The sequence below is a fragment of the Paenibacillus plantarum genome, from assembly GCF_013141695.1.
GTDB lineage: Bacteria > Bacillota > Bacilli > Paenibacillales > NBRC-103111 > Paenibacillus_E > Paenibacillus_E plantarum.
In genome coordinates this window covers 245,940-266,966 of sequence record NZ_WHNY01000040.1, presented here as the reverse complement: position 1 = coordinate 266,966, position 21,027 = coordinate 245,940, and the positions used below count along the sequence as shown (strand labels likewise).

At 44.5% G+C, this 21,027-nt stretch carries 20 protein-coding genes; 9 read left to right on the top strand and 11 right to left on the bottom strand.

Annotation, left to right across the window (positions count from 1 at the left end):
- Positions 1–38 precede the first annotated feature (38 nt).
- The 4 genes from GC096_RS13455 to GC096_RS13440 all read left to right on the top strand — a co-directional run bounded on the left by GC096_RS13455 (position 39) and on the right by GC096_RS13440 (position 2,837).
- Entirely contained in the window at positions 39–512 is a 474-nt protein-coding gene (locus GC096_RS13455) for an acyl-CoA thioesterase (protein WP_171630754.1), read from the top strand.
- Between the two features lie 147 nt (positions 513–659).
- Positions 660–1,124, top strand: coding sequence for a hypothetical protein (locus tag GC096_RS13450; protein WP_171630752.1), 465 nt, complete (start codon positions 660–662; stop codon positions 1,122–1,124).
- Positions 1,125–1,242: 118 nt separating this feature from the next.
- Positions 1,243–2,058, top strand: a complete 816-nt coding sequence (locus GC096_RS13445) for a VanW family protein (RefSeq protein WP_171630750.1) — start codon at positions 1,243–1,245, stop codon at positions 2,056–2,058.
- A complete protein-coding gene (locus tag GC096_RS13440; protein WP_171630748.1) occupies positions 2,055–2,837 on the top strand; it encodes a DUF817 domain-containing protein in 783 nt (260 codons plus the stop codon). Before GC096_RS13445 ends, GC096_RS13440 begins: the two co-directional genes overlap by 4 nt.
- Before the next feature lie 54 nt (positions 2,838–2,891).
- On the opposite strand, the gene GC096_RS13435 is transcribed toward GC096_RS13440, so the two are convergent.
- The 4 genes from GC096_RS13435 to cysT are packed head-to-tail and all read right to left on the bottom strand — an operon-like array spanning position 2,892 to position 6,760.
- Positions 2,892–4,007, bottom strand: a complete 1,116-nt coding sequence (locus tag GC096_RS13435) for a sulfate ABC transporter substrate-binding protein (protein ID WP_171630746.1) — start codon at positions 4,005–4,007, stop codon at positions 2,892–2,894.
- A gap of 44 nt (positions 4,008–4,051) precedes the next feature.
- On the bottom strand, positions 4,052–5,137 hold the full coding sequence (locus GC096_RS13430) for an ABC transporter ATP-binding protein (RefSeq protein ID WP_171630744.1): 1,086 nt from the start codon (positions 5,135–5,137) through the stop codon (positions 4,052–4,054).
- The gene (locus GC096_RS13425) at positions 5,127–5,957 is read right to left on the bottom strand and encodes a sulfate ABC transporter permease subunit (protein ID WP_171630742.1); all 831 of its coding nucleotides are present in this window, start codon (positions 5,955–5,957) and stop codon (positions 5,127–5,129) included. The genes GC096_RS13430 and GC096_RS13425 overlap by 11 nt, the downstream gene beginning before the upstream one ends.
- The gene (gene cysT / locus GC096_RS13420; RefSeq protein ID WP_068667154.1) at positions 5,954–6,760 is read right to left on the bottom strand and encodes a sulfate ABC transporter permease subunit CysT; all 807 of its coding nucleotides are present in this window, start codon (positions 6,758–6,760) and stop codon (positions 5,954–5,956) included. The genes GC096_RS13425 and cysT overlap by 4 nt, the downstream gene beginning before the upstream one ends.
- A 326-nt stretch (positions 6,761–7,086) precedes the next feature.
- Here cysT and GC096_RS13415 point away from each other — a divergent pair, with 326 nt between their 5' ends.
- The 3 genes from GC096_RS13415 to GC096_RS13405 all read left to right on the top strand — a co-directional run bounded on the left by GC096_RS13415 (position 7,087) and on the right by GC096_RS13405 (position 9,219).
- On the top strand, positions 7,087–7,917 hold the full coding sequence (locus tag GC096_RS13415) for an alpha/beta hydrolase family protein (RefSeq protein ID WP_171630740.1): 831 nt from the start codon (positions 7,087–7,089) through the stop codon (positions 7,915–7,917).
- Positions 7,918–7,936: 19 nt separating this feature from the next.
- A complete protein-coding gene (locus GC096_RS13410) occupies positions 7,937–8,155 on the top strand; it encodes a YezD family protein (protein ID WP_057313659.1) in 219 nt (72 codons plus the stop codon).
- A gap of 113 nt (positions 8,156–8,268) precedes the next feature.
- Positions 8,269–9,219, top strand: coding sequence for an alpha/beta hydrolase (locus GC096_RS13405; RefSeq protein WP_171630738.1), 951 nt, complete (start codon positions 8,269–8,271; stop codon positions 9,217–9,219).
- An 89-nt stretch (positions 9,220–9,308) separates the two neighbouring features.
- On the opposite strand, the gene GC096_RS13400 is transcribed toward GC096_RS13405, so the two are convergent.
- The 7 genes from GC096_RS13400 to fadR form a co-directional block, all read right to left on the bottom strand.
- The gene (locus tag GC096_RS13400; protein WP_171630735.1) at positions 9,309–9,734 is read right to left on the bottom strand and encodes an ester cyclase; all 426 of its coding nucleotides are present in this window, start codon (positions 9,732–9,734) and stop codon (positions 9,309–9,311) included.
- Between the two features lie 52 nt (positions 9,735–9,786).
- On the bottom strand, positions 9,787–10,938 hold the full coding sequence (locus GC096_RS13395) for a Ger(x)C family spore germination protein (RefSeq protein ID WP_171630733.1): 1,152 nt from the start codon (positions 10,936–10,938) through the stop codon (positions 9,787–9,789).
- Entirely contained in the window at positions 10,935–12,419 is a 1,485-nt protein-coding gene (locus tag GC096_RS13390; protein WP_246302732.1) for a spore germination protein, read from the bottom strand. The genes GC096_RS13395 and GC096_RS13390 overlap by 4 nt, the downstream gene beginning before the upstream one ends.
- Positions 12,416–13,510, bottom strand: coding sequence for a GerAB/ArcD/ProY family transporter (locus GC096_RS13385; RefSeq protein WP_171630732.1), 1,095 nt, complete (start codon positions 13,508–13,510; stop codon positions 12,416–12,418). The genes GC096_RS13390 and GC096_RS13385 overlap by 4 nt, the downstream gene beginning before the upstream one ends.
- A gap of 188 nt (positions 13,511–13,698) precedes the next feature.
- Positions 13,699–14,682, bottom strand: a complete 984-nt coding sequence (locus GC096_RS13380; RefSeq protein ID WP_171630730.1) for an electron transfer flavoprotein subunit alpha/FixB family protein — start codon at positions 14,680–14,682, stop codon at positions 13,699–13,701.
- 107 nt (positions 14,683–14,789) lie between these two features.
- On the bottom strand, positions 14,790–15,554 hold the full coding sequence (locus GC096_RS13375) for an electron transfer flavoprotein subunit beta/FixA family protein (RefSeq protein ID WP_171630727.1): 765 nt from the start codon (positions 15,552–15,554) through the stop codon (positions 14,790–14,792).
- 63 nt (positions 15,555–15,617) lie between these two features.
- Entirely contained in the window at positions 15,618–16,205 is a 588-nt protein-coding gene (gene fadR, locus GC096_RS13370; protein ID WP_281366790.1) for a fatty acid metabolism transcriptional regulator FadR, read from the bottom strand.
- A gap of 253 nt (positions 16,206–16,458) precedes the next feature.
- Between fadR and GC096_RS13365 the strand changes: the two genes are divergently transcribed.
- Together GC096_RS13365 and GC096_RS13360 are read left to right on the top strand one after the other, a co-directional pair.
- Complete coding sequence (locus tag GC096_RS13365; protein WP_171630725.1) at positions 16,459–18,498, top strand: (Fe-S)-binding protein; 2,040 nt, start codon at positions 16,459–16,461, stop codon at positions 18,496–18,498.
- 92 nt (positions 18,499–18,590) lie between these two features.
- The gene (locus GC096_RS13360) at positions 18,591–20,984 is read left to right on the top strand and encodes a 3-hydroxyacyl-CoA dehydrogenase/enoyl-CoA hydratase family protein (protein WP_171630723.1); all 2,394 of its coding nucleotides are present in this window, start codon (positions 18,591–18,593) and stop codon (positions 20,982–20,984) included.
- Positions 20,985–21,027: the final 43 nt, after the last annotated feature.

The following is a 21,027-nucleotide window of genomic DNA, read 5'->3' as shown; positions in this document are numbered from 1 at the left end:
TAATCCCTGTCTGAAGTCATCATCCGGAGGCAAGCACTATGGAACCTAAAGCAGCAAGACTGTCTCGAACCGTGTTGACAGAAATTATTTTGCCAGCGGACACGAACTACCATAACACCGTCTTTGGTGGTCGCGTAATGCAATATATTGATAAAGTTGCCACGATTGCCTCCATGCGCCATTGTCGTAAGAGTGTGGTAACAGCTTCGAGTGATAGCTTGGATTTTTTCGCACCGGTTAAGCTAGGCGAGGCGATACAGTTGGAAGCATTTGTTACGTGGACGCATCGGAGTTCAATGGAGGTTTATGTAAAAATTGAGTCCGAGAATCTTCTGACCGGTGAAAAAAAACATACAGCCACGTCGTTTCTGACGTTTGTTGCCTTAGATGAAGTGGGCCAGCCGTGTCCAGTCCCAGGCATTATTGCGGAGACGGATGAAGAGAAAAAGCTCTTCGAATCCGCGGAAGCACGGTTTACAGCACGAAAGCTTCGTAAGGAAGCACGACTATAAGGTTTCCTTTTACTTAATTACTACTAGCAGTTCCCAAATGAGGGGACTGCTTTTTCTTTGGTAAAGGAAGGGATATTTGGATGGTTATTGAATAATTAGGAATAGATGAAATCGTGTACCCCACTTTTTTCCAAGAAAGGCATCCGAATGAAGTCAAGAATCATAAAAATTTTGCTTACAAGTGTCATCGTAGTAGTAGTCGCCGCCATATCATATCGCCTTACAGACCAGTATCTTATTATTGATAAACGAGACCAAACGTACGGGGTATATGATTTCTTTACAATTCCAATTGATGCAGAAGCGGAAGTCATCGGAACAGGTAAGCAACATATCAGCGATAAGCTAGTTTCTACTAGAATTGTTATCAAAAACGTGCTCAACATGAAAGAAGGCATGAATCTGACACAAGATGAAGAAATTATAGCCTATGAACGCTATGATCTTCTTACAAATAGGAATTTATATCCAATACCGTTTATGCCTGGGCGAAGTATTACAGGGATGGGAACGGGGTATCAACGCTTAGAGAAAAATCAATCTGGAACTGTGAAATTATACTTTGATGAAAAAACGGGCAGGTTCTGGATTGTATCCGTTAATCCAAAGTAAGAGGAAACTCATCATATTACACAACTTTTTAAGTGGTTAGGAAGTCAAATAAAGAGAAAAACTATGCCTCCATATTATTTTCACAGATAAGGATGAAGAATCAGTGGGACTTGTTGAGATGAAACAACGGATAGGCAAGCGATTTCCATTCTTATATAGGCTCCGCGTCCAGCAGTTGATCGTGCAGCGACGCATCAGGAATTTAAATCCCAAAATCAAATATGCATATGTTAGAAGTAATCAACCCTTAACTTACACAGTGAAAAAGCACAAATCTATCCTACGGAGGGTGCTCGGAAATACGGATCCCATTTTACAAGAAAATAAGATCGTGAATTTGAAAATAGCACTAAGACAAGTGGATGGGATCGTGATTCATCCTGGTGAGACGTTTTCTTTTTGGAAGCTAATTGGTGTGACAAGTAAAGAAAAGGGATATATCGAGGGTCTCATGCTCTCTCATGGCGAAGTTCGTGTAGGTACGGGCGGTGGTTTGTGTCAGTTAGCGAATATGTTATATTGGCTTGCTTTACATACGCCGCTTGTGATCAAAGAAAGACACCATCACAGCTTTGATCTATTTCCAGACGACCGCAGAGTAATCCCATTTGGAACGGGAACGAGTGTATTTTATAATTACGTAGATTTGCAATTTTATAATCCAACCGCGAATCGGTTTCAATTTCATCTGGAGGTCACGGAAGCATATTTAGAAGGTGCGATAAGCTGCGATACAGAATATCGATATGATTATCGAGTGAAAGAGAAGAACCATTCATTCTACGAAACTTCAAGCAAGTGGTTCAGAGGCAATGAAATCTGGCGGCAAAAAGTAAATAAACAAGATGATTCTATCGTTGATGAAGAGCTGGTTAATGTGAATCACTCAGAGGTCAAGTATATGAAAACTAACGGTACTCAGGAGAACGAATGAAGAGTGAATATGTGAAGGATTTTCTCATTTTCGGTTGGAAACAAGCCTTATGCTGTATTTTTCCTGTTATCATCTTTATGACTTTGGCTGTATCCAAAGCAGTGCCGCTGCCATTCATAGATCGCTATGATTTCATTTTACTTGTGTGTATTCTTGCGCAATTGCTATTGGTATGGACGAAGTTAGAGAGTATTGATGAGCTGAAGGTTATCACGGTATTTCACATCATCGGACTTTGTCTTGAGTTGTATAAAGTGCACATGGGTTCGTGGTCTTATCCAGAGGAAGGCTTGACGAAAATAGCTGGAGTCCCGCTGTATAGTGGTTTTATGTATGCTAGTGTCTCCAGTTATGTGTGCCAGGCGTGGAAACGATTTGATTTGCATCTCATTAACTGGCCTAGCAAATACATGGCGATCCTGGTGTCGATAGGTATATATGCTAATTTTTTTACCCATCATTTTATGCTTGATATCAGGTGGATTCTCATTGCCTTGATCGTGATTCTTTTTTATAAATCTCATATTCTATTTACGGTTACGACCCAAACCTATCGCATGCATACGATCCTATCCTTCATGTTAGTTGCTTTATTTATTTGGCTGGCTGAAAATATTTCAACGTTTCTTGGCGCTTGGCGCTATCCAGATCAAGAAATTTCTTGGAGAATCGTGCATTGGGGTAAAATTAGTTCGTGGTTTATGTTGGTGATTATTACGATCATCATCGTGGCGGAATTGAAGCGGATCAAATATCCAAAGCAAGTTAATGGTAAATGAAATAGCGAAACCCCCGGAAGCTCGTAGCCTCTGGGGGTTCTTTTTGCAATTCGTTTACTTCGCTCCGCCTTCAGCAAGGATCGTTTCCCAAATTGCACCTTTACCGTAAAGCTCTTTGTTCACTTTATCCCAACCACCAAGGTATTCGATATTGAATAGGCCTGGAGGCGTTGTGTAGTTCTTCTCATATTGCTTAGCGACTTCAGGAAGAACAGAACGGAAACCTTTGTCAGCGAATACTTTCTGAGCATCCGCAGAGAACAAGTAGTCATAGAATGCTTGAACTGCTACACGATTACCATGCTTATCTACGTATTTATCAATAATAGCAACTGGATTCTCAATGGAAGTCGTGTATTGTGGAATAACTTCAACATATTTCTTGCCGGTTTGAATACGAGCAACAAGTTCATTCTCATACGTGATGATGGCATCGCCTACACCTTTATCGAAGGTTGCTAGGGAATCGGCACCGCTCTTATCGAGAACTTTGATGTTTTTGTATATTTTAGCTACGAGATCTTTGGCTACAGCAGGGTCTTGCTTACCAGCAGCTTCGGAAATTTTGAGTCCAGCACCGTAGACAGCATTGATATCCCATTTTGCACCACCAGATGTACTTGGGTTCGGAATAAGGACTTCAACGCCTGGTTTCGTCAAATCAGACCAATCCTTAATGCCTTTCGGATTCCCTTCACGCACACCAATAGCGGCGATAGAAGTTGTTACGAATCCTTTTTGAGGAGTATTTTTCCAGTCATGTGTTATTAGACCTTTTTCCACGATTTTTTGAATATCACCTTCAAGAGAGAGTGGAGCGATATCCGCTTCAAAACCTTGAATGATAGCCGTAGCTTGTGAGCCGGAAGCGACATAAGATTCTTGGAATTCAACAGTTGTACCGGTTTTCTTTTTATATTCTTCTTTGAATTTTGGTAGGATTACATCAAAGGATTCTTTCAAAATGGAGTAAGCACCGACCGTAATCGTGACTTTACCGCCATCAGCTTTCGGTGTCGTACTAGCAGCAGCTGTTGCTGCTGTCGTTGCGGCAGCAGATGGAGCACTGGTGCTAGCTGTTTTGGTCGAACCGGATCCGCAAGCTGTAAGAGCAATACTTGCTGTGAATAAAGCTGCAGTAACTAGGCCAAGCGTTTTGAAATTTTTCATGGTTAACAACTCCCCTTCTTTTCTAAAGCTTATTTGGTATTAGGTTATATGAAGACAGGCTGTGGATCTTGTTTGGCCTGATTATCAATCCAGGTTGTACCTGATTGGGTAAATACAGAAATCTGTTGGATAAGAATATTCACTTCTTCGCCAACTTGATAAATACGTTCTTTCACGGGCTGATAAGCGAAAAACTTGTTAGAACCCGACTCCATTTCTAGATACCAGGAATCGCCGCGAAAGTGAACATGCGTTACTTTGCCTTTTTCTCCAGCCGTGGCCAAATGACTGACATTGTGCGGACGAACTTCGATGTTCTCAGGACGAATTAGTACATTTACATCAGGTAGCCATTTGCCATCTTGTTGAAGATCAGCAAGCGTAGGGAATCCAACAAGTGGCGAATAGGAGGGAAGAACATTGGATTCTCCAATGAACGAAGCTGCGAAGGATGAAGCAGGCTTCGTATAAATTTCCCATGGACTTCCTTGTTGTTCGATTTTGCCACCTTGGACTAAGATGATTTCATCGGCAACCTCGATCGCCTCATCCTGATCATGTGTTACGAAAAGGGTCGTTACTTTGAATTCGTTGATTAAATTTCGCAGCCAAACGCGAAGTTCTTTACGGATTTTGGCATCAATCGCGGCGAAAGGTTCGTCGAGTAGAAGTAGCCGCGGTTCAGGAGCAAGTGCTCTAGCGAAAGCTACCCGCTGGCGTTGTCCACCAGACAGTTGGTGTGGATATTTTCGCTCATGGCCTGCGAGTCCCATTAAGTTAACCAGGTACATTACGCGATCTTGAATCTCAGCTTTCGATTTTTTGAGCACCTTCAACCCATAAGCGACGTTGTCAAACACCGTCATGTGTTTAAATAGGGCATAACTTTGAAAAACGAAGCCAATGCCTCTTTCTTGAACTGGAAGGTGGGTGGCGAGCTTGCCATCGAAATAAATATCACCGCTAGTTGGGGATTCGAGTCCAGATAGCATCCGAAGGATGGAAGTTTTACCACCGCCGCTCGGTCCAATCAAACCGACAAGATTCCCTTCTTTAATTTTGAAATTAACATCTTTGATCGCATGAAAGTCGCCGAAATGTTTATTCAGGTTGGTTACTTCAATGTGCATGTGGGGATCCTCCTCCATGATTTCTCGTTGCTTCGCTTCTTCGTTTCAGCCACTCTAGCGTTAATAAAATCGTTATGGAGATAAGACCTAATACGAAGGCCACGCTATTGGCTGCTACGAGCTGAAATTGTTCAGCATCTTGATAGACGAGTGTCGTTGCTGTTTGTGTTTGATTAATAATGTTGCCTGATACGACAAGAATGGAGCCAAATTCACCAAGCGACCGAGCGATTGTCAAAATCAAGCCATACATGACACCCCATCGAATACTCGGCCATGTTACTTGAAAGAAAGTGCGAATGGGTCCTGCGCCTAGGGTTGCTGAAGCTTCTTCGGACTGTGTTCCGATCTCCTCGAGTAAGGGGACTACCTCACGTACCATTAGAGGAAAGGTGATAAACATAGTGGCAATGACCATGCCTGGAATCGCATAGACGATTTTCATATTATGATCTTCGAGAAATGCACCAAGTGCTGTGTTTGGACCGAATATCAAGATCACCATTAAACCTACAATGACAGGTGACACCGCAAATGGCAGGTCGATCAAGGCATTAATGATCGGTTTCATCCAACGTGAGATCCAGGATCCTCTAACAATTTCTATGGAAATATAAACCCCAATAATGGCATTAAGCACGGTAACGATACTGACTATTATCAAAGAAATCTTCAAAGCATGCAGGGCTTCTGGACGGACAAGGGCATCAAAGAATGCGCTAGGGCCATCTTCAAATGCGCCAAAGGAAATACCTAAGAAAGGCAATATGATTAGTAGGAATATGACCAAAAAAGAAATGCCAATCAATAGTTTTCTCATGCTAGCCGCCCCTTTCCGCGAGTCCATAAATGGATTCCCCATAAAATCAGGACGGAGAGCGTCAGGAGGACAAGTGAGATAGCAGCTGCACCTTCAGGATTGTAGTTCTGTGTTTCACCATATATATAGACTGAGGCGACCATCGTTTTACCGGGCAAGTTACCGGAGATCAGGGAGATGGCACCAAATTCTGCAAGTGATCGGGAGAAAGCGAGCATACTACCAGCAATCGTACCAGGTAAAAGCGCTGGCAATACGATGCGGTAAAACGTATAGAATCTGTTTGCACCAAGTGTGAAACTCGCTTGTTCTTCTGCTGGATCAATCTGCTCCAATAGTGGTTGAACCGTACGTACTACGAATGGGAAAGTGACAAAGACTAGACCAATAACAATGGCAGTTTGATTGTAAAGCAGTTTGATTCCTACCGAGTCTAGCCAAGCTCCTAGTGGACTTTGTGGTCCTAGTAGGGTGAGGAACATTAAGCCTGCAACGGAAGTAGGTAGTGAGAAGGGCAGATCGACCATGCTGTTCAGAATACTCTGTCCCCGGAATCGATATCGGACTAGGACATAGGCGATTATCGTTCCTACCACTGCTTGAATGACCGTTGCAACAATACTTAATTTAACTGTTAATACAATTGACTTCCATGCTAAAGGTCCTGTGACTTCTTTCCAAAAAGGTTCCCAGCCGAGTGAAAATCCTTTGACGTAGATGGTGGCAATGGGGATAAGAAGAAGCACAATTAAGTAGCCTATAAGCACGGATCGAACCGTCGCTTTAAAAACCTTGTTACGCATGGAGCACCACCTATTCTCATAAAGCATACCAACTTACTTGGTTTTATTAAAATGACTATAACAGCGTCAGGATTATTCTGTCAATAAGTAATTTTGGGGTAAACAGGAGATGTTAAGTATTTATTTTTCCTATAATGGTAGAAAGTCATTTTTGAAATAGGAACATACATTGAAAGAAAAATCTTTAACAATTTTTATGAAAAATGTTTGGTTAATTAAGTAAAACATACATTGACACAAGTAGCATCCCATGCTAAGATTGGTTTACATTTTAATTCCGAGTAAATAGATAAGATTAATATGAGTAACGAAAGGGAGTTTCCAGCATGGAGCATGCCATCACGATTCAAAGCGACGATGTCGAATTAGCCGCAACATTACATTACCCTACACAGCAAACCACAGCGGTTCAAGCCGATTGTCAACGTTGGCCCTTAATCATCATTTGTCACGGATTTATTGGGAGTCGAATCGGTGTTGACCGGCTTTTTGTAAAGGCAGCTCGTACTTTCAGCGCACAAGGTTTTTTTGTACTTCGTTTTGATTACGGTGGCTGTGGCGAGAGTACAGGGGATTATGGCGCAGGTGGGCTGGATGTACTCATTGAACAAACCCGACGAGTTATTGATTATGGTGTTTCCATTGATTGTGTGGATCTGAGCAGAGTGATTCTGCTTGGACATAGCTTAGGCGGTGCCGCGGCAGTGTTAACAGCAGCGAAGGATCATCGTGTGAAAACGCTAGTCCTTTGGTCGGCTGTTGCCCATCCACACAACGATATTATGCGAATCGTCGGCAAGAACGATTACGAGAAATTGCCGCTGGGTGGCTCGATCGATCATCATGGCTATAAACTAACAAGTCGATTCTTCGAATCTTTATCGCAACATCAACCGTTTGAACAATTACGTAAATTTACTGGCGATGTATTTGTTCTTCATGGAACAGCAGACGAAACCATACCTGTCGATTATGCGCCGTTATATCAGAAGATGTTCTGGCTGCGCAAAGAAGGTCAATGTGACCTGGAGCTCGTGTATCAAGCAAATCATACGTACTCGACGACACCATCAACGACTGAATTGCTGGAGAAAACGGGAGATTGGCTGAACTATACGTACAAACGAAACAAAGAGTGGAACGATTGGACAATTTAAATGACTTGGAGGCATGACGATGGCGAAACCACTGGAATTAGATGAAATTTGGGTAGAGCGAATTAAGCAAATTTTAGATGGACTTGAATATGGTTCTGTACAAATTGTGGTTCATGATGGCAAGATTACACAGATTGATAAAACAGAAAGAAAAAGATTTGAGACGACGGCTGCTCCGCAAGCACAAGCCACATTACAAGCCGTGAAATCGACGACCAAACAAAAGAGTAAAGTTTAGTCATGATATTGCACTTATACATTAGCCCTCATTCATTGGAATGGGGGCTGTTTTCATTCGTCAGAAGACGTATACTAAGGAGGAGTAGAAGCGAGATTTGGAAGGAGAATCTTATGCGTAAAGGTCACTTTATTTGGGAAGATGCGCAGGGAATCAAACACTATGTGTACGAGTGGCTACCTTCGGAAAACGTGGGATTCAAGGGGATTGTGCAGATCGCACACGGGATGGCAGAAACAGCCGCCAGATATGAGCGTTTAGCTCAAGTTTTGACGGAGAACGGATACGCTGTCTATGCGAATGATCACTTGGGACATGGCCAAACAGCGGGTTCTCTGGAAGCACTTGGTAAGTTTGGCAAGGATAGTTTTCATGCCATGGCGGATACAATGGGAGAAATTACGTCACAAATTCGTACGCGGTATGAAGAGTCTAACCTACCATTATTTATGTTAGGGCATAGTATGGGGTCATTTTTGACGCAGTATTACATGGGAACTTATATGGAGCGATATCCGACACATGTTCAAGGGATTTTATTGTCAGGTTCGAATGGAAAAGAAGGCCCAGTCCTACAAGTTGGAATTGGGATTGCGACGTTGGAAGCAACTTTACGAGGAGATCATTTTCGCAGTGTACTGTTGACAGCATTATCTTTCGGATCGTTTAATGCGAAGTTCAAGCCGAATCGTACACCGTTTGATTGGTTGAGTCGAGATGAGCGAGAGGTCGATGCTTACATCAATGATCCGTATTGCGGTGGCATTTTTACATCGGGATACTTTAGAGATTTCTTTAAAGGTTTAGTGGAAATACATAAATTTGACCATTTGGCTCGTATTCGTAAGGAAATTCCAATTTATATTTTCTCAGGTGAGGAAGATCCAGTTGGCGGGCAAGGGAAGGGAGTTCGCAGCTTAATTAAGAACTATGAGAAGCTGGGGATACAAGATATTAGCTATAAGTTATATCCAGGTGGCAGGCACGAGATGTTGAACGAAATTAACCGCGAAGAGGTCATGCAAGATATTGTTGCAAGATTAGATAGTTGGATCGCAAAGTGAAATAAGCTGTTCCTTATCGGCCTGATGGCTTGTGGGAACAGCTTTTTTGGTGTTGGCTGGGAAAAGTCACAGAGGGAGTTCAGTAGTTGCTATTTCGCGTTCTGTTCGAGTTGTGCACGAATGCCTTCACGATCGATTTGTATCCAGTATTCTGCGATTTTGCCATGCTCTACGCGATAAACAGCACTAGCGATTTCAATAATTGGTTTTCTAGTCGGCAGATAGCCATCAACTTCCCCAATATGTATACCCGTTTGCTTCCAGCGTACATAGACACGATCTTCTTGAGCGAGGAGCTCCTGAACTTCTAGTTGGAAAGTGCCGTAAGCGTCAAGCATTTCTCGAACATGATCAGCGTAATTCGTCGGGGTCCGATGGACGGTTGTTTCGTTTTCAGCTGTCATTTGATGGGCTAGAACCTGGTCGGCCATATAATCTTTAGCGTCGTCAGGCTGCTTGCCGGAACGGACGAGATTGAAAAACTGACGAACCACTTCTAATGGTGATAATGACATAGGAGTGTCTCCTTCAACGTTGTCTTTAAATAGCAGAGAGAGAAGGGTTTTCTCAATTCGCTCTTTCTTTGTACTTTCCGGTATGCTGCAATTTAACCTTGACGTTGACTTTATCGAGAGAATTAGTATCCAGATTGAAATTGCTAATTTTGTCCAGTTCATGCCACTTTTTCGGATAGTTCCGATAAAGCCTCTCGCCTAATTGCAGCACGTCTATTTTCTTCTTAAGTCCGATCGCATAGGTTTTTCTAATCTGATCCTCTATAACTTGATTTGCCATTGATTCCATTTCTTGGATAGAGGTATCTTTCACAATTTCATCTACATAGGCATTGATTTTCAAATTAATCGTGTAGTACACGTCCCCATCCCGAATAACGGGTATAATACGCGCTTTCGGCTTAATCAATACTAGTGCTGCGACAGGTTTGTCTGTATCTGGAATATTGATAGATGAACGATCCAGTGTTTCTTGCACCCAGCGAAATCCTTCAAGTTCATGTTCGGACATCCAACCCAGGAGCTTTTCATGGTTATAATAAAACGCCCCGTCGATTCTAAACATTGATTTCGCTTGTTTGTCTTCAGTCCATGCTTGTTTATCAAGGGAAATCGTAGGCAGCATAGCCGACTGACCTGCTTCATTAATCTCCGAAATAATTCGGAGTCCCTCATGCGGCGTAATAAAAGATCGCTGAGAATAGACTTGGAAAGGAGCATCCAACAAGGAGTCTATTGGGGACATATTCAGAATCGACTTTTGTATAAATATATCATTGATCGACTCTTTTGTGCCATACAGCAGTACGTTATAACGGACTTCACGGTAACGGTTTAACATATCGTAAGCTTCTTTGACTTTTTCTGCATTTTTTAGAAATCTCTCTGTGCACACGATCGCCTTAACATGCCCCCAAAATACTCTTAATTGGGAAGTGGCGTAAATCTCATTAAAGGCTTCGGTAACCGTGAATCCTGCCCCTTTTCCAACCCATACTGGAATATTTTTGCCGACTACGGTTGACTCGCTTTTGGCCAAACCAGAAAAATTAAGTATTTGTACGAAGGTGATAAATTTCCCGTTCTCGAAATCTAGCCCAACTGCAGTTACATAAGCCATATTTTGAATATCCTTCGAATTCCAACAACCGGTGAGGAGAAATAGGTGCACTGCGATGATAATAAGAAGACCCAATTTCTTCATTCTGCGTCTTTTCCTTGATGATCTGGATCAATCGGGTTCAGCTCTTGAGGGCGATATTTCATTTTACTCCATGGTAAATTCAAAAAACTACTCAATAACTCTTTGTAAACAGGTGGAGACAACGGAGATAAGAATGGGATGCCAAATGATTTGAGTCTGGACATATGGAACCCCAACAATATCATGCACAGAATGAGTCCGTACATCCCGATGATTGCTGATGCTAGAAAAACAATCAATCTGATGACACTTACAACTGAGCCCAAGTTCTGATTGACAAGCGTAGCTCCCATGATCGCGGTAATCGCCCCAACAACAACGACAGAAGGTGAAACCAACCCTGCACGTATCGAAGCGTCACCAATTACCAACCCGCCGATAACTGTTAAAGTTTGCCCAATTGCGTTGGGCATTCGAACACCAGCTTCTCGAAATACCTCTATGAGGAATAACAGTGTAAGCATTTCCATCTGAGCTGAAAAGGGTAAACCAATGCGCGCAAGCGATATGGTTGACATGAGTCGAAAAGGAATTTGATCTTGATGAAAGGCAGTGAGGGCAACCCAGAATCCAGGTAACACAATTGAAATCCAAAAACTAATAAAACGGATCAGTCGTGCAAACGACACAACTTGAAACGAGAAATGAATATCCTCAGGTGATTTTAAGATCAAAGAAAAAGTTGCAGGTGCAATTAGAATTAAGGGATTTCCGTCGACAATAATGATAAATCTCCCCGCAAGTAAGGAACTAACAGCAAAGTCTGGCCTGCCAGACATGTCATTCAAAGGGAATAACGCATATTTCGAATCTGCAATAGCTTCTTCTATCTGACTAATACTATAAATGCCATCCATATCGATCTTATTCAAGCGAGAACGAATCTCTATTAGAATGTCTGGAGAAAGAATGTCTTGAATATACATGAGTCCGACTTTCGTTCTTGTTCTTCTACCTAGAATGAACGTCTCGCAGCATAATGAATTACTCCTAATTCGTTTGCGAATCAGAGCGATATTTGTAGTCAGATCTTCAACGAACCCATCTTTCGAGCCTTTGATGGAAATTTCGATACTGGATTCCTCTGGCGTGCGTTGTGGGCGATTGCAAATATTAAGCTTATACATCGCATCCGATGATAAGAAGATAAGAAGTAGGTCCCCTTGAAAGACCGCGTCCGTCATTTCTTCCTCGGTTGCTTCTCCATCAAAGGAAATGAGTGGTAATGCGCCGAGCGCATAACCGTTCTGCAAATATTCGAAGCCGTTATCTCGATATATCGTATTCAATTCCGGCAGGATGACTTTACCTATTTGAGCGCAATCGCATAATCCTTCTGCATAGATCATCATAATTGCAGATGATGGATCATCCTCAGCAAAGAGTTGAACCTGAATTTGCACATCGGAGCAATTTGCGAATAATTGCCGCAACATATGCTCCTTCGATACATCGTTTGTTAAAGTATGGATACTGTTCAAATCGTACCCTCCTTGTTGGTTTTGGCCATCCATGCAATTACAGCCAATACGATCGTTATGATCAGGCTGGTAATCAAAAATACGGGGAAATAGATTTTATACATCCACAAATAAAACGGCATATATTTGGTCACAATCCATGAAAATGCAAGATAGCTAAGTGTTAAAATCAGAATGAACCGATTGCGCGATTTTGCTTTGTTAAAGGCAAACAAATCAGCCAAAATAAACTGAGAGAGGCTTATCCGCACTGTTGCTCCTGATAACCATTGGAACACCGACAGAAAGTCGACGTGTTCGAAATAAGCGCCAATTTTGACAAGACGCCATTGTTCATACGGAGAAACCATCTGTTTGGCTGCTTCTTTGGGACCGAATTCCGTGATTGCTCCGATAAGTGGCCCTAATGTGATATACACGAGAATGATTCCGAGTAGTATCATTTGCCAATAACGGATTTTCGTTTTCAGACGATGTTGGAGCATAAGCATAATCATGATTTCTACTAAAGCGCCTCCTGAATAGACCATCCCGTCCAAAGCAGGCTTCCAACCGAATTCAAGGAAGGGCTTAAGCAACGCAAAATCTTTCTCTGATGTATTTGCAATGGATACGAAATATCCCAAGAAAACAACGACTGGGAGCAGGATACCTGCATTGATTGCGATTGTCTGAATGCCATGCTTGGCTGAATAATAGGAAACCAAGAGTAAGGCAATTATCAGTACAAACGGTGGGGTTGTTGGTAAGTAATTCGTAACCGTCCATATCTCGGTATGAATGACGGTCATACCCCCGATCATAAACAACTCTAAACAAATAGGAGTTAGAATCAGCCAAGCAATAAGTGGATTTGTCTGATTCGACAGCCATGTCCGCAGCTTCTGTTGGCCTGTTCTTTTCATAATATAAACAAGTAGGGCACACCATGGAATATAAAGGACGCTCGTCATTAGGACGGATATCCAAGCATCTCTACCCGATGCATCCAGCACCAGTGGATTGGCAATAACATGACTGGTCAAACCATTGAACAGCATCATGACCATGATGATCGATACCATACCGATTTTCCCTGTTGTTTTATCCATATTGTGTTCCCCTTTAGCAGCTACGAATGGATCGTTATCCTGAAGGTGATTTTTTTTGTAATATTTCCCTTTATTTCATTTTTTATTCGCCCGAATAGCGACAACAAGCTTCTGCTTCATTTGAAATCGAATAAGCCCATGCGGAAGTGGCATGGGCTTATTCGGAGTTATAGCGTTCCGAGGTTATATTATTGTAGCAGTTTCCTAAACTCCTGGGTCAGCAGCGGCACGACCTCGAACAGATCACCGACGATACCGTAGTCGGCAACTTTAAAGATCGGCGCCTCCGCATCCTTGTTGATCGCGATGATGACGCGCGATGAGCTCATCCCCGCCAAATGCTGAATGGCGCCGCTAATGCCGCACGCGATGTAAATTTCCGGCGTCACGACCTTGCCGGTCTGGCCGATCTGCATCGCGTACTCGCAGTAGCCCGCGTCGCATGCCCCGCGGGAAGCTCCAACAGCGCCGCCTAAGACGGCAGCCAGCTCCTCGAGCGGCTGGAACCCATCGGCGCTGCGCACGCCCCGGCCGCCGGAGACGACGATCTTGGCTTCAGCCAAGTCGATGGCGCCGGACGTTTTACGCACGACCTCCCGTATGATGCTGCGCAGGGAGGGAGCGGGATAGGCAACATCGATGATCGCAGCTTGACGCGAAGCGTCAGGCTCTGCGGCCGCGATGTTGTTGGGTCTTACCGTGACGACCCAAGGCGCAGCCAGGTCGGTAAACGCTTTCTTCTCGATCGCTTTGCCAGCGTAAAGCGGTCGGGTGAACAAGACGTTATCGCCGGTGCGTTCGATGGCGGTAACGTCAGAAATTTGGCCGGCGGCGAGCGAAGCGGCGGCCAATGGTGCAAGGTCTCGGCCCATCGCCGTATGGCCGATATATACCGCATTTGGTCCGGCAACAGCGGTTACGGCCAACAAGGCACTTAGATATGCCTCAGAGCTATAACTCTCAAGCTGAGGATCCTCGACTACATAGACGGTGTCTGCTCCGTAAGCAGCGAGCTCGCCAGCTAACGCTTTCGTGCCTACGCCGCCGATCGCTACAGCAGCAAGCGTATCACCATCAGCAGCAGAAAGCTGTGCCGAACGTAGGGCCTCAAAGGATACTTGACGAAGCTTGCCACTGCGAGCTTCAGCAACTACAAGAAATTGTTTAGCCATCGATATAGCCTCCTAAGTTATTATAGTTGTGGGTATCGTTGTTCTCGGGGTCCCCGCAAAGTAATTGGATTACGCTTCGAAGTCATACTTCACTTTGTGGGGTGTTTTTAGATCACTTTGGATTCGTTACGCAGTGCTTGAACAAGCTCCGTTACTTGTTGTGCAAGCTCACCTTTGAGGATGCGGCCAGCTTGACGCTCGGGCGGGAGTGATAAGGCCAGTCGTATCGTTTTGGCAATAATGGCATCCGCACCAGAAATATCATCAAGGGTTAAGTGTTGGAAAGGTTTTTTCTTCGCTTTCATAATACCAGGAAGTGAGGGGTATCTAGGTTCATTTAGGCCTTGTTGGGCTGTAAATAGAGCAGGGAGAGGAACTTCGATCACTTCGATATCGCCTTCGGCATCACGGTGAACAAGTGCTTTGTCTCCTGTAATTTCCAACTTTGTAATCGAAGCGACTTGAGGCAGTCCAAGTAGATTAGCAAGACGAATGGCTACTTGACCTGCACCGTTATCAACGGAGAAGTTACCGCCAAGCAGGAGGTCGACAGACTGGCTGCGTAAATATGCTGCCAAAATTTCAGCTATTTCGAATTCGTCCCCGAGGATTCGATCATCGGTTATCAAAACAGCCTCGTCAGCACCCATCGCGAGAGCAGTTCGCAGTGCTTCCGCCGTGCGATCAGGTCCGATCGATAGCAGTGTCACTTTACCGCCATGCTCATCTCGCAGTTGTATAGCTTGTTCTACCGCATACTCGTCGTACGGATTAATGACGAACTTCACGCCATCCTCTTGAACGACGCCATTTTGCAAGACGATTTTCTCCTCTGTATCAAACGTTTGCTTCAATAATACAAAAATGTCCATAGTGGGGCTCCCTCCTGAATATACATGAAATAGAGACCTTTTCTTGCTTGCTGAACGCTTGAATTATGACTCCATGCCTTTAATGAAAAAATCAAGCGTAGGACCAACCTGTGCAGTTAATGAATACTTTTGCCCGGAAATCAGCCAAGAGGTGACGACTTCATCCATACCTCCAAAAATAAGAAGTCTCACCAGCTTCACATCCAGATCCGCACGGAAGCTGCCGTCATTCTTTCCTTTTTCTAATATATTTTCAATGAGGATAATATATCTCTTTAGAGCAAGACCAATCTCTTTACGAAGCTCCAAATCACTTTGACGAAGCTCAATTTGCGTGAGGTAGGCCATATGGATGTTATTTTCTAGCTCGCTAAAATGAATCTCACAGATTTTGCGCAACGCATCCTTTGGGCTTGTGCTTTCACGGACAGCATGGTTGAATTTCTCGACAAGCTCGCCTAATTTCTCTTGAAAAAGACTAGTTAAGATATCCTCCTTCTTCTTGAAGTACAAATAAATGGTGCCATCCGCGACGCCGGCTTCTTTGGCAATGCGCGAAACTTGGGATTTATGAAACCCGTTTTCCGCAAATACTTTCATCGCGCCTTCGAGAATCGCATAATACTTGTCTGGTTTTTTGCCACTTGTCAAGGAGATCACCTCGGTGTTAGAATACAAATATCGGTGAATGAATACTCATTCATTTTCGTAATTTCATCATAAAATACGCAGTACGCCTTGTCAACGACTTATTCCGCTTAACCAAGCAAGTAGGGAGGTTTGTCGGCTTACTCTTCACATGGAAGCAGGTTTCTACTCTTATTCAAAAAGGGACTCATGGAATTTGCTTTTTTGCGACTCTTGAATGTAAGCGTTAACAAATTAAATAGAAGGAGGGTCCTCCATGACCGGTACACTGATTCAGTTTCTCCTTTTTCTGGCGGTTACGGGTTTGGCACTCTACGGGTTCGGCCGGGTTGTGTATCACCGATATTTATACATCCAGTTGGGGAAATCGGTGGATTTGAAGAAGGAAGCTAGCTTAAGGCTCAAGGGGTTTGCGGTTCAAGTGTTTGGCCAGACGAAGTTATTGAAGGATAAAAAGAGCGGCATTATGCATTTCGTGATTTTTTATGGCTTCATAATTCTACAGCTAGGCGCTTTGGACCTTATTTTAAAAGGATTAATTGACCGAGGGTTACCTGTCCCAGGTTATGACTACTTCACCCTCATGCAGGAAGTGACGGTCGGACTGATCGTGCTGGCCATGGGCTATGCGACCTATCGACGCTATATCGAGAAGCTCAAACGCCTTAAACGAGGCTGGAAGCCAAGTATTGTCGTGTTTTTTATCATGTTCTTGATGCTGTCGGTCGTCATAAGCGGTGGGTTTGAACGTATTCGTGAGGGACTTCCAGCTTCAGGTTTCGCTCCGCTGACATCCGTTTGGGCTGCCTTATTCGATGGGATCTCAACATCAGCGGCGACGGTGGGCTTCTATGCAGGCTGGTGGATGCACTTGTTGATTCTGTTATCTTTCCTTATCTATGTACCGCAGTCCAAGCATTTTCACATTATTACCGCTCCGATAAACATCTTGCTGCGACGTACGGAGCCAACAGGTAAGCTGACATCCCTGAATTTAGAGGATGAAGACGCTGAGACATTCGGTGTTGGCAAGATTGAGGATTTTACGCAAAAGCAGATGCTGGATTTCTACTCCTGTGTGGAATGTGGTCGTTGTACGAGCGTGTGTCCCGCTAATACGACAGGCAAGCTGCTTTCACCGATGCACCTCATTACGAAACTGCGCGATCATTTGACAGAGAAAGGTGCTGCCATTACTTCGAAGTCCCCTTGGGTACCTGCCATGGTGTTTGCGCCAGAATCGCAGGGGAACGCACTCGAAGTAGAACTCATCGGAGGTGTAATTACCGAGGAAGAGCTGTGGGCTTGTACAACCTGTCGAAACTGTGAAGATCAATGTCCCGTTGCGAATGACCATGTGGATAAAATCATTGATATGCGCAGGCACTTAGTGCTGACGCAAGGCAGTATGCCTCATGATGGTCAACGCGCGCTTCAAAATATCGAAAGACAAGGCAATCCTTGGGGAATTTCCCGCAATGATCGAGTGAAATGGGTCAAAGAGGTGGACCCGGAAGACGAACTTCAAGTGCGAACTGTAAAGGAAAATCCAACCTTCGAGTATTTGTTCTTTTTGGGCTCGATGGGTGCTTATGATAATCGCAGTCGCAAAATCACGCATGCATTCGTGAAATTAATGAAGGAGGCTGGTATCTCTTTTGCCATATTAGGAAATGAGGAGAAAAATTCAGGTGACACACCGCGTCGGATGGGGAATGAATTCTTGTTTCAACAGCTGTGTGCGGACAATATCGCTACGTTTCAAAAGTATAAGGTAAAGAAGATCGTCACGACGTGCCCGCATACGTATCACACGTTCAAAAATGAGTATCCCGAATTTGGCTTAACTGCCGAGGTTTTTCATCATACAGAATTGCTGGATTTATGGGTGAAAGATGGGCGTTTGACACCGCAATATGAAGTCAATGAACGCATAACGTACCACGATTCTTGTTACTTAGGTCGTTATAACGAGGTGTATGAAGAGCCCCGTAACGTGTTGCGGGCGATTCCTGGCGTGGAACTTGTAGAACAAGCGCGTTCTCGTGAGAACAGCATGTGCTGTGGAGCGGGCGGAGGCATGATGTGGATGGAGGAAACTGCGGGTACTCGTGTGAATGTGGCGCGTACGGAGCAGCTTCTGAGTGTCAAACCAACGGTGATCTCCTCGGCGTGTCCTTATTGTTTGACGATGGTGGAGGATGGCACGAAGCTGAAGGAAGTAGAAGAGAAGGTAAAAGCACGGGATATTGCGGAAATTCTGGCACAATCGGTGTTTGGTCTATCGAAAAACTAAAGTAGTGCTTACGATGTTAGTTTTTCTATCGAAAAACTTAAGTGATGCTTTCGAAGTTAGTTTTCTAACGAAAACTTTAAGGAGATGATCTCATGACAACTATTCGTACGGCAGCGGTAATCGGTTCGGGTGTAATGGGTTCCGGTATTGCTGCGCATTTGGCCAATGTAGGTATCCCTGTTTTATTGCTCGATCGTGTGCCTGAACAGTTAACATCCCAAGAGGAAGCAGCAGGGCTTACACTCGATCATCCTAAAGTGCGGAATCGTTTTGCGGTAAGTGCCTTGGAGAAGCTCGGAAAGACAAACCCAGCACCCTTGTATAGTGAAACTTTTGCCTCACGCATCACACCGGGGAATATTGAAGATGATTTGGCGAAACTGAGCCAAGTGGATTGGATTGTCGAAGTCATTATCGAAAATCTACAGGCGAAACAAGAGCTTATCGCTCGGATTGAAAAGGTGTGGAAGCCCGGTACGATCGTTTCGTCGAATACATCAGGGATTTCCATAAATGCCATGGTGGAGAACGCTAGGGAAGCATTCAAGAAACATTTCCTAGGAACTCATTTCTTTAATCCTCCGCGGTACATGAAATTATTGGAAGTTATTCCGAGTGAGCAGTCGGATCCAGCCATTATCGCGAGTATGAGTGATTTTTGTGAGAAGAAGCTTGGTAAAGGCGTTGTGCAGGCGAAAGATACACCTAATTTTATAAGTAATCGGATTGGTACTTACGGTTTGCTGATTACTTTACGAGAAATGCTAGCCAAAGGTTATACGGTTGAAGAAGTAGATGCGGTGACAGGACCTGCCATGGGCAGGCCGAAAAGCGCGACATTTCGCACGCTGGACCTTGTTGGTCTCGATACATTCGTACATGTGGCGAACAATGTGTTTGATCTCGTGACGGATCCCGTAGAGAAGGATGTCTTCGATACCCCTGCTATTTTGAAAGAGATGGTAGCTAAAGGCTGGATTGGTGAGAAACAAGGTCAAGGCTTTTATAAAAAGGTGAAAACAGCGGAAGGCAAGGAAATTCAGGCATTGAATTTAGAGACAATGGCCTACGTGGCAGGCCGTAAAATAAGCTCAGCATCCTTGGAGGCTGCGAAACAGGCAAAGGGGACTGTCGGGAAACTGAAAGCCTTGCTAGGTACGAAGGATCGGTATTCGGAGTTGGCGTGGAACATTTTGAAGCCAGTTCTGCTGTATGCTGCGGAGAAACGCGACGAAATCGCGGATAACATTGTGGACATCGATAATGCGCTCAAGTGGGGCTTTAACTGGGAGTTGGGTCCTTTTGAAACGTGGGACGCGATTGGGTTGAAACGATCTGTGGAACGCATGGAAGCAGAAGGCAGTGCTGTGCCTGAGTGGGTGAAAGCGTGGATTGACGCGGGTCATGACAGTTTCTATGAGCGGAAAGAGGGTCGAACCTTCGCAATCTTGAACCAGGAGCTTCGCGAGGTGGAATCACGGTCAGAAATCATTTCGCTGGCGTCTCTTAAACAGCAAAACAAAGTCATCCGCTCGAACAGCGGAGCTAGTTTAATTGATATTGGTGATGACGTTGCTTGCCTGGAGTTCAACTCCCCGAATAACGCAATCGGAGCCGATATTCTCACGATGATTCAGCAAAGTGTTGATGAGGTACGTAGTAATTATCGGGGGCTGGTTGTAGCTAATGAAGGTAAAAACTTCTGTGTTGGCGCTAATCTGATGCTCCTGTTGATGGAAGCTCAAGACGGCGAATGGGATGAAGTGGATGGCATCATTCGGTTATTCCAGAACGCGATGCTGAAGCTGAAAAGACTGGATAAACCGGTTGTCGCTGCTCCACATAAAATGACGCTCGGTGGTGGCGTGGAGGCCTGTATGCCAGCGGATCAAACGATTTTCTCGGCGGAGACGTATTATGGCCTTGTTGAGACAGGCGTTGGACTTATCCCAGCGGGAGGCGGCTGCAAAGAGTTAGCGCTGCTGGCCAGTCAACAAGTAAGAGATCCGGAGGTCGATCTGCAACCTTGGATCAATGCAGCGTTCGAGACGGTGGCTATGGCGAAAGTGTCCACAAGCGGTCATGATACGAAACGTCTCGGGTATATGCGAGCGCAAGATTCCGTCGTTGTCAATCCGGATCATCGGATTTATGAAGCGAAGCAAGCGGTTCTAAGGATGGACGCAGCAGGATATACACCTCCAGCGATTGAGAAAATACGTGTCGTCGGCGAGAACGGGAAGGCGGTTATGCAGGTTGGTGCGTACTCCATGCTGAAAGGCGGCTACATTAGTGCGCATGACCAACTGATTGCAAATAAACTGGCGCATGTGTTAGCGGGTGGCAATGTACCTGCGGGGACTATGGTGACGGAGCAATATATGCTGGATTTGGAGCGTGAGGCGTTTTTGAGCTTATGCGGTGAGATCAAGACGCAGCAGCGGATGCAGTATATGTTGTCGAAGGGGAAGGCTTTGAGGAATTAGTGGATTTAAGGTGACTAATCCCTAACACATAACTCCGAAGGGG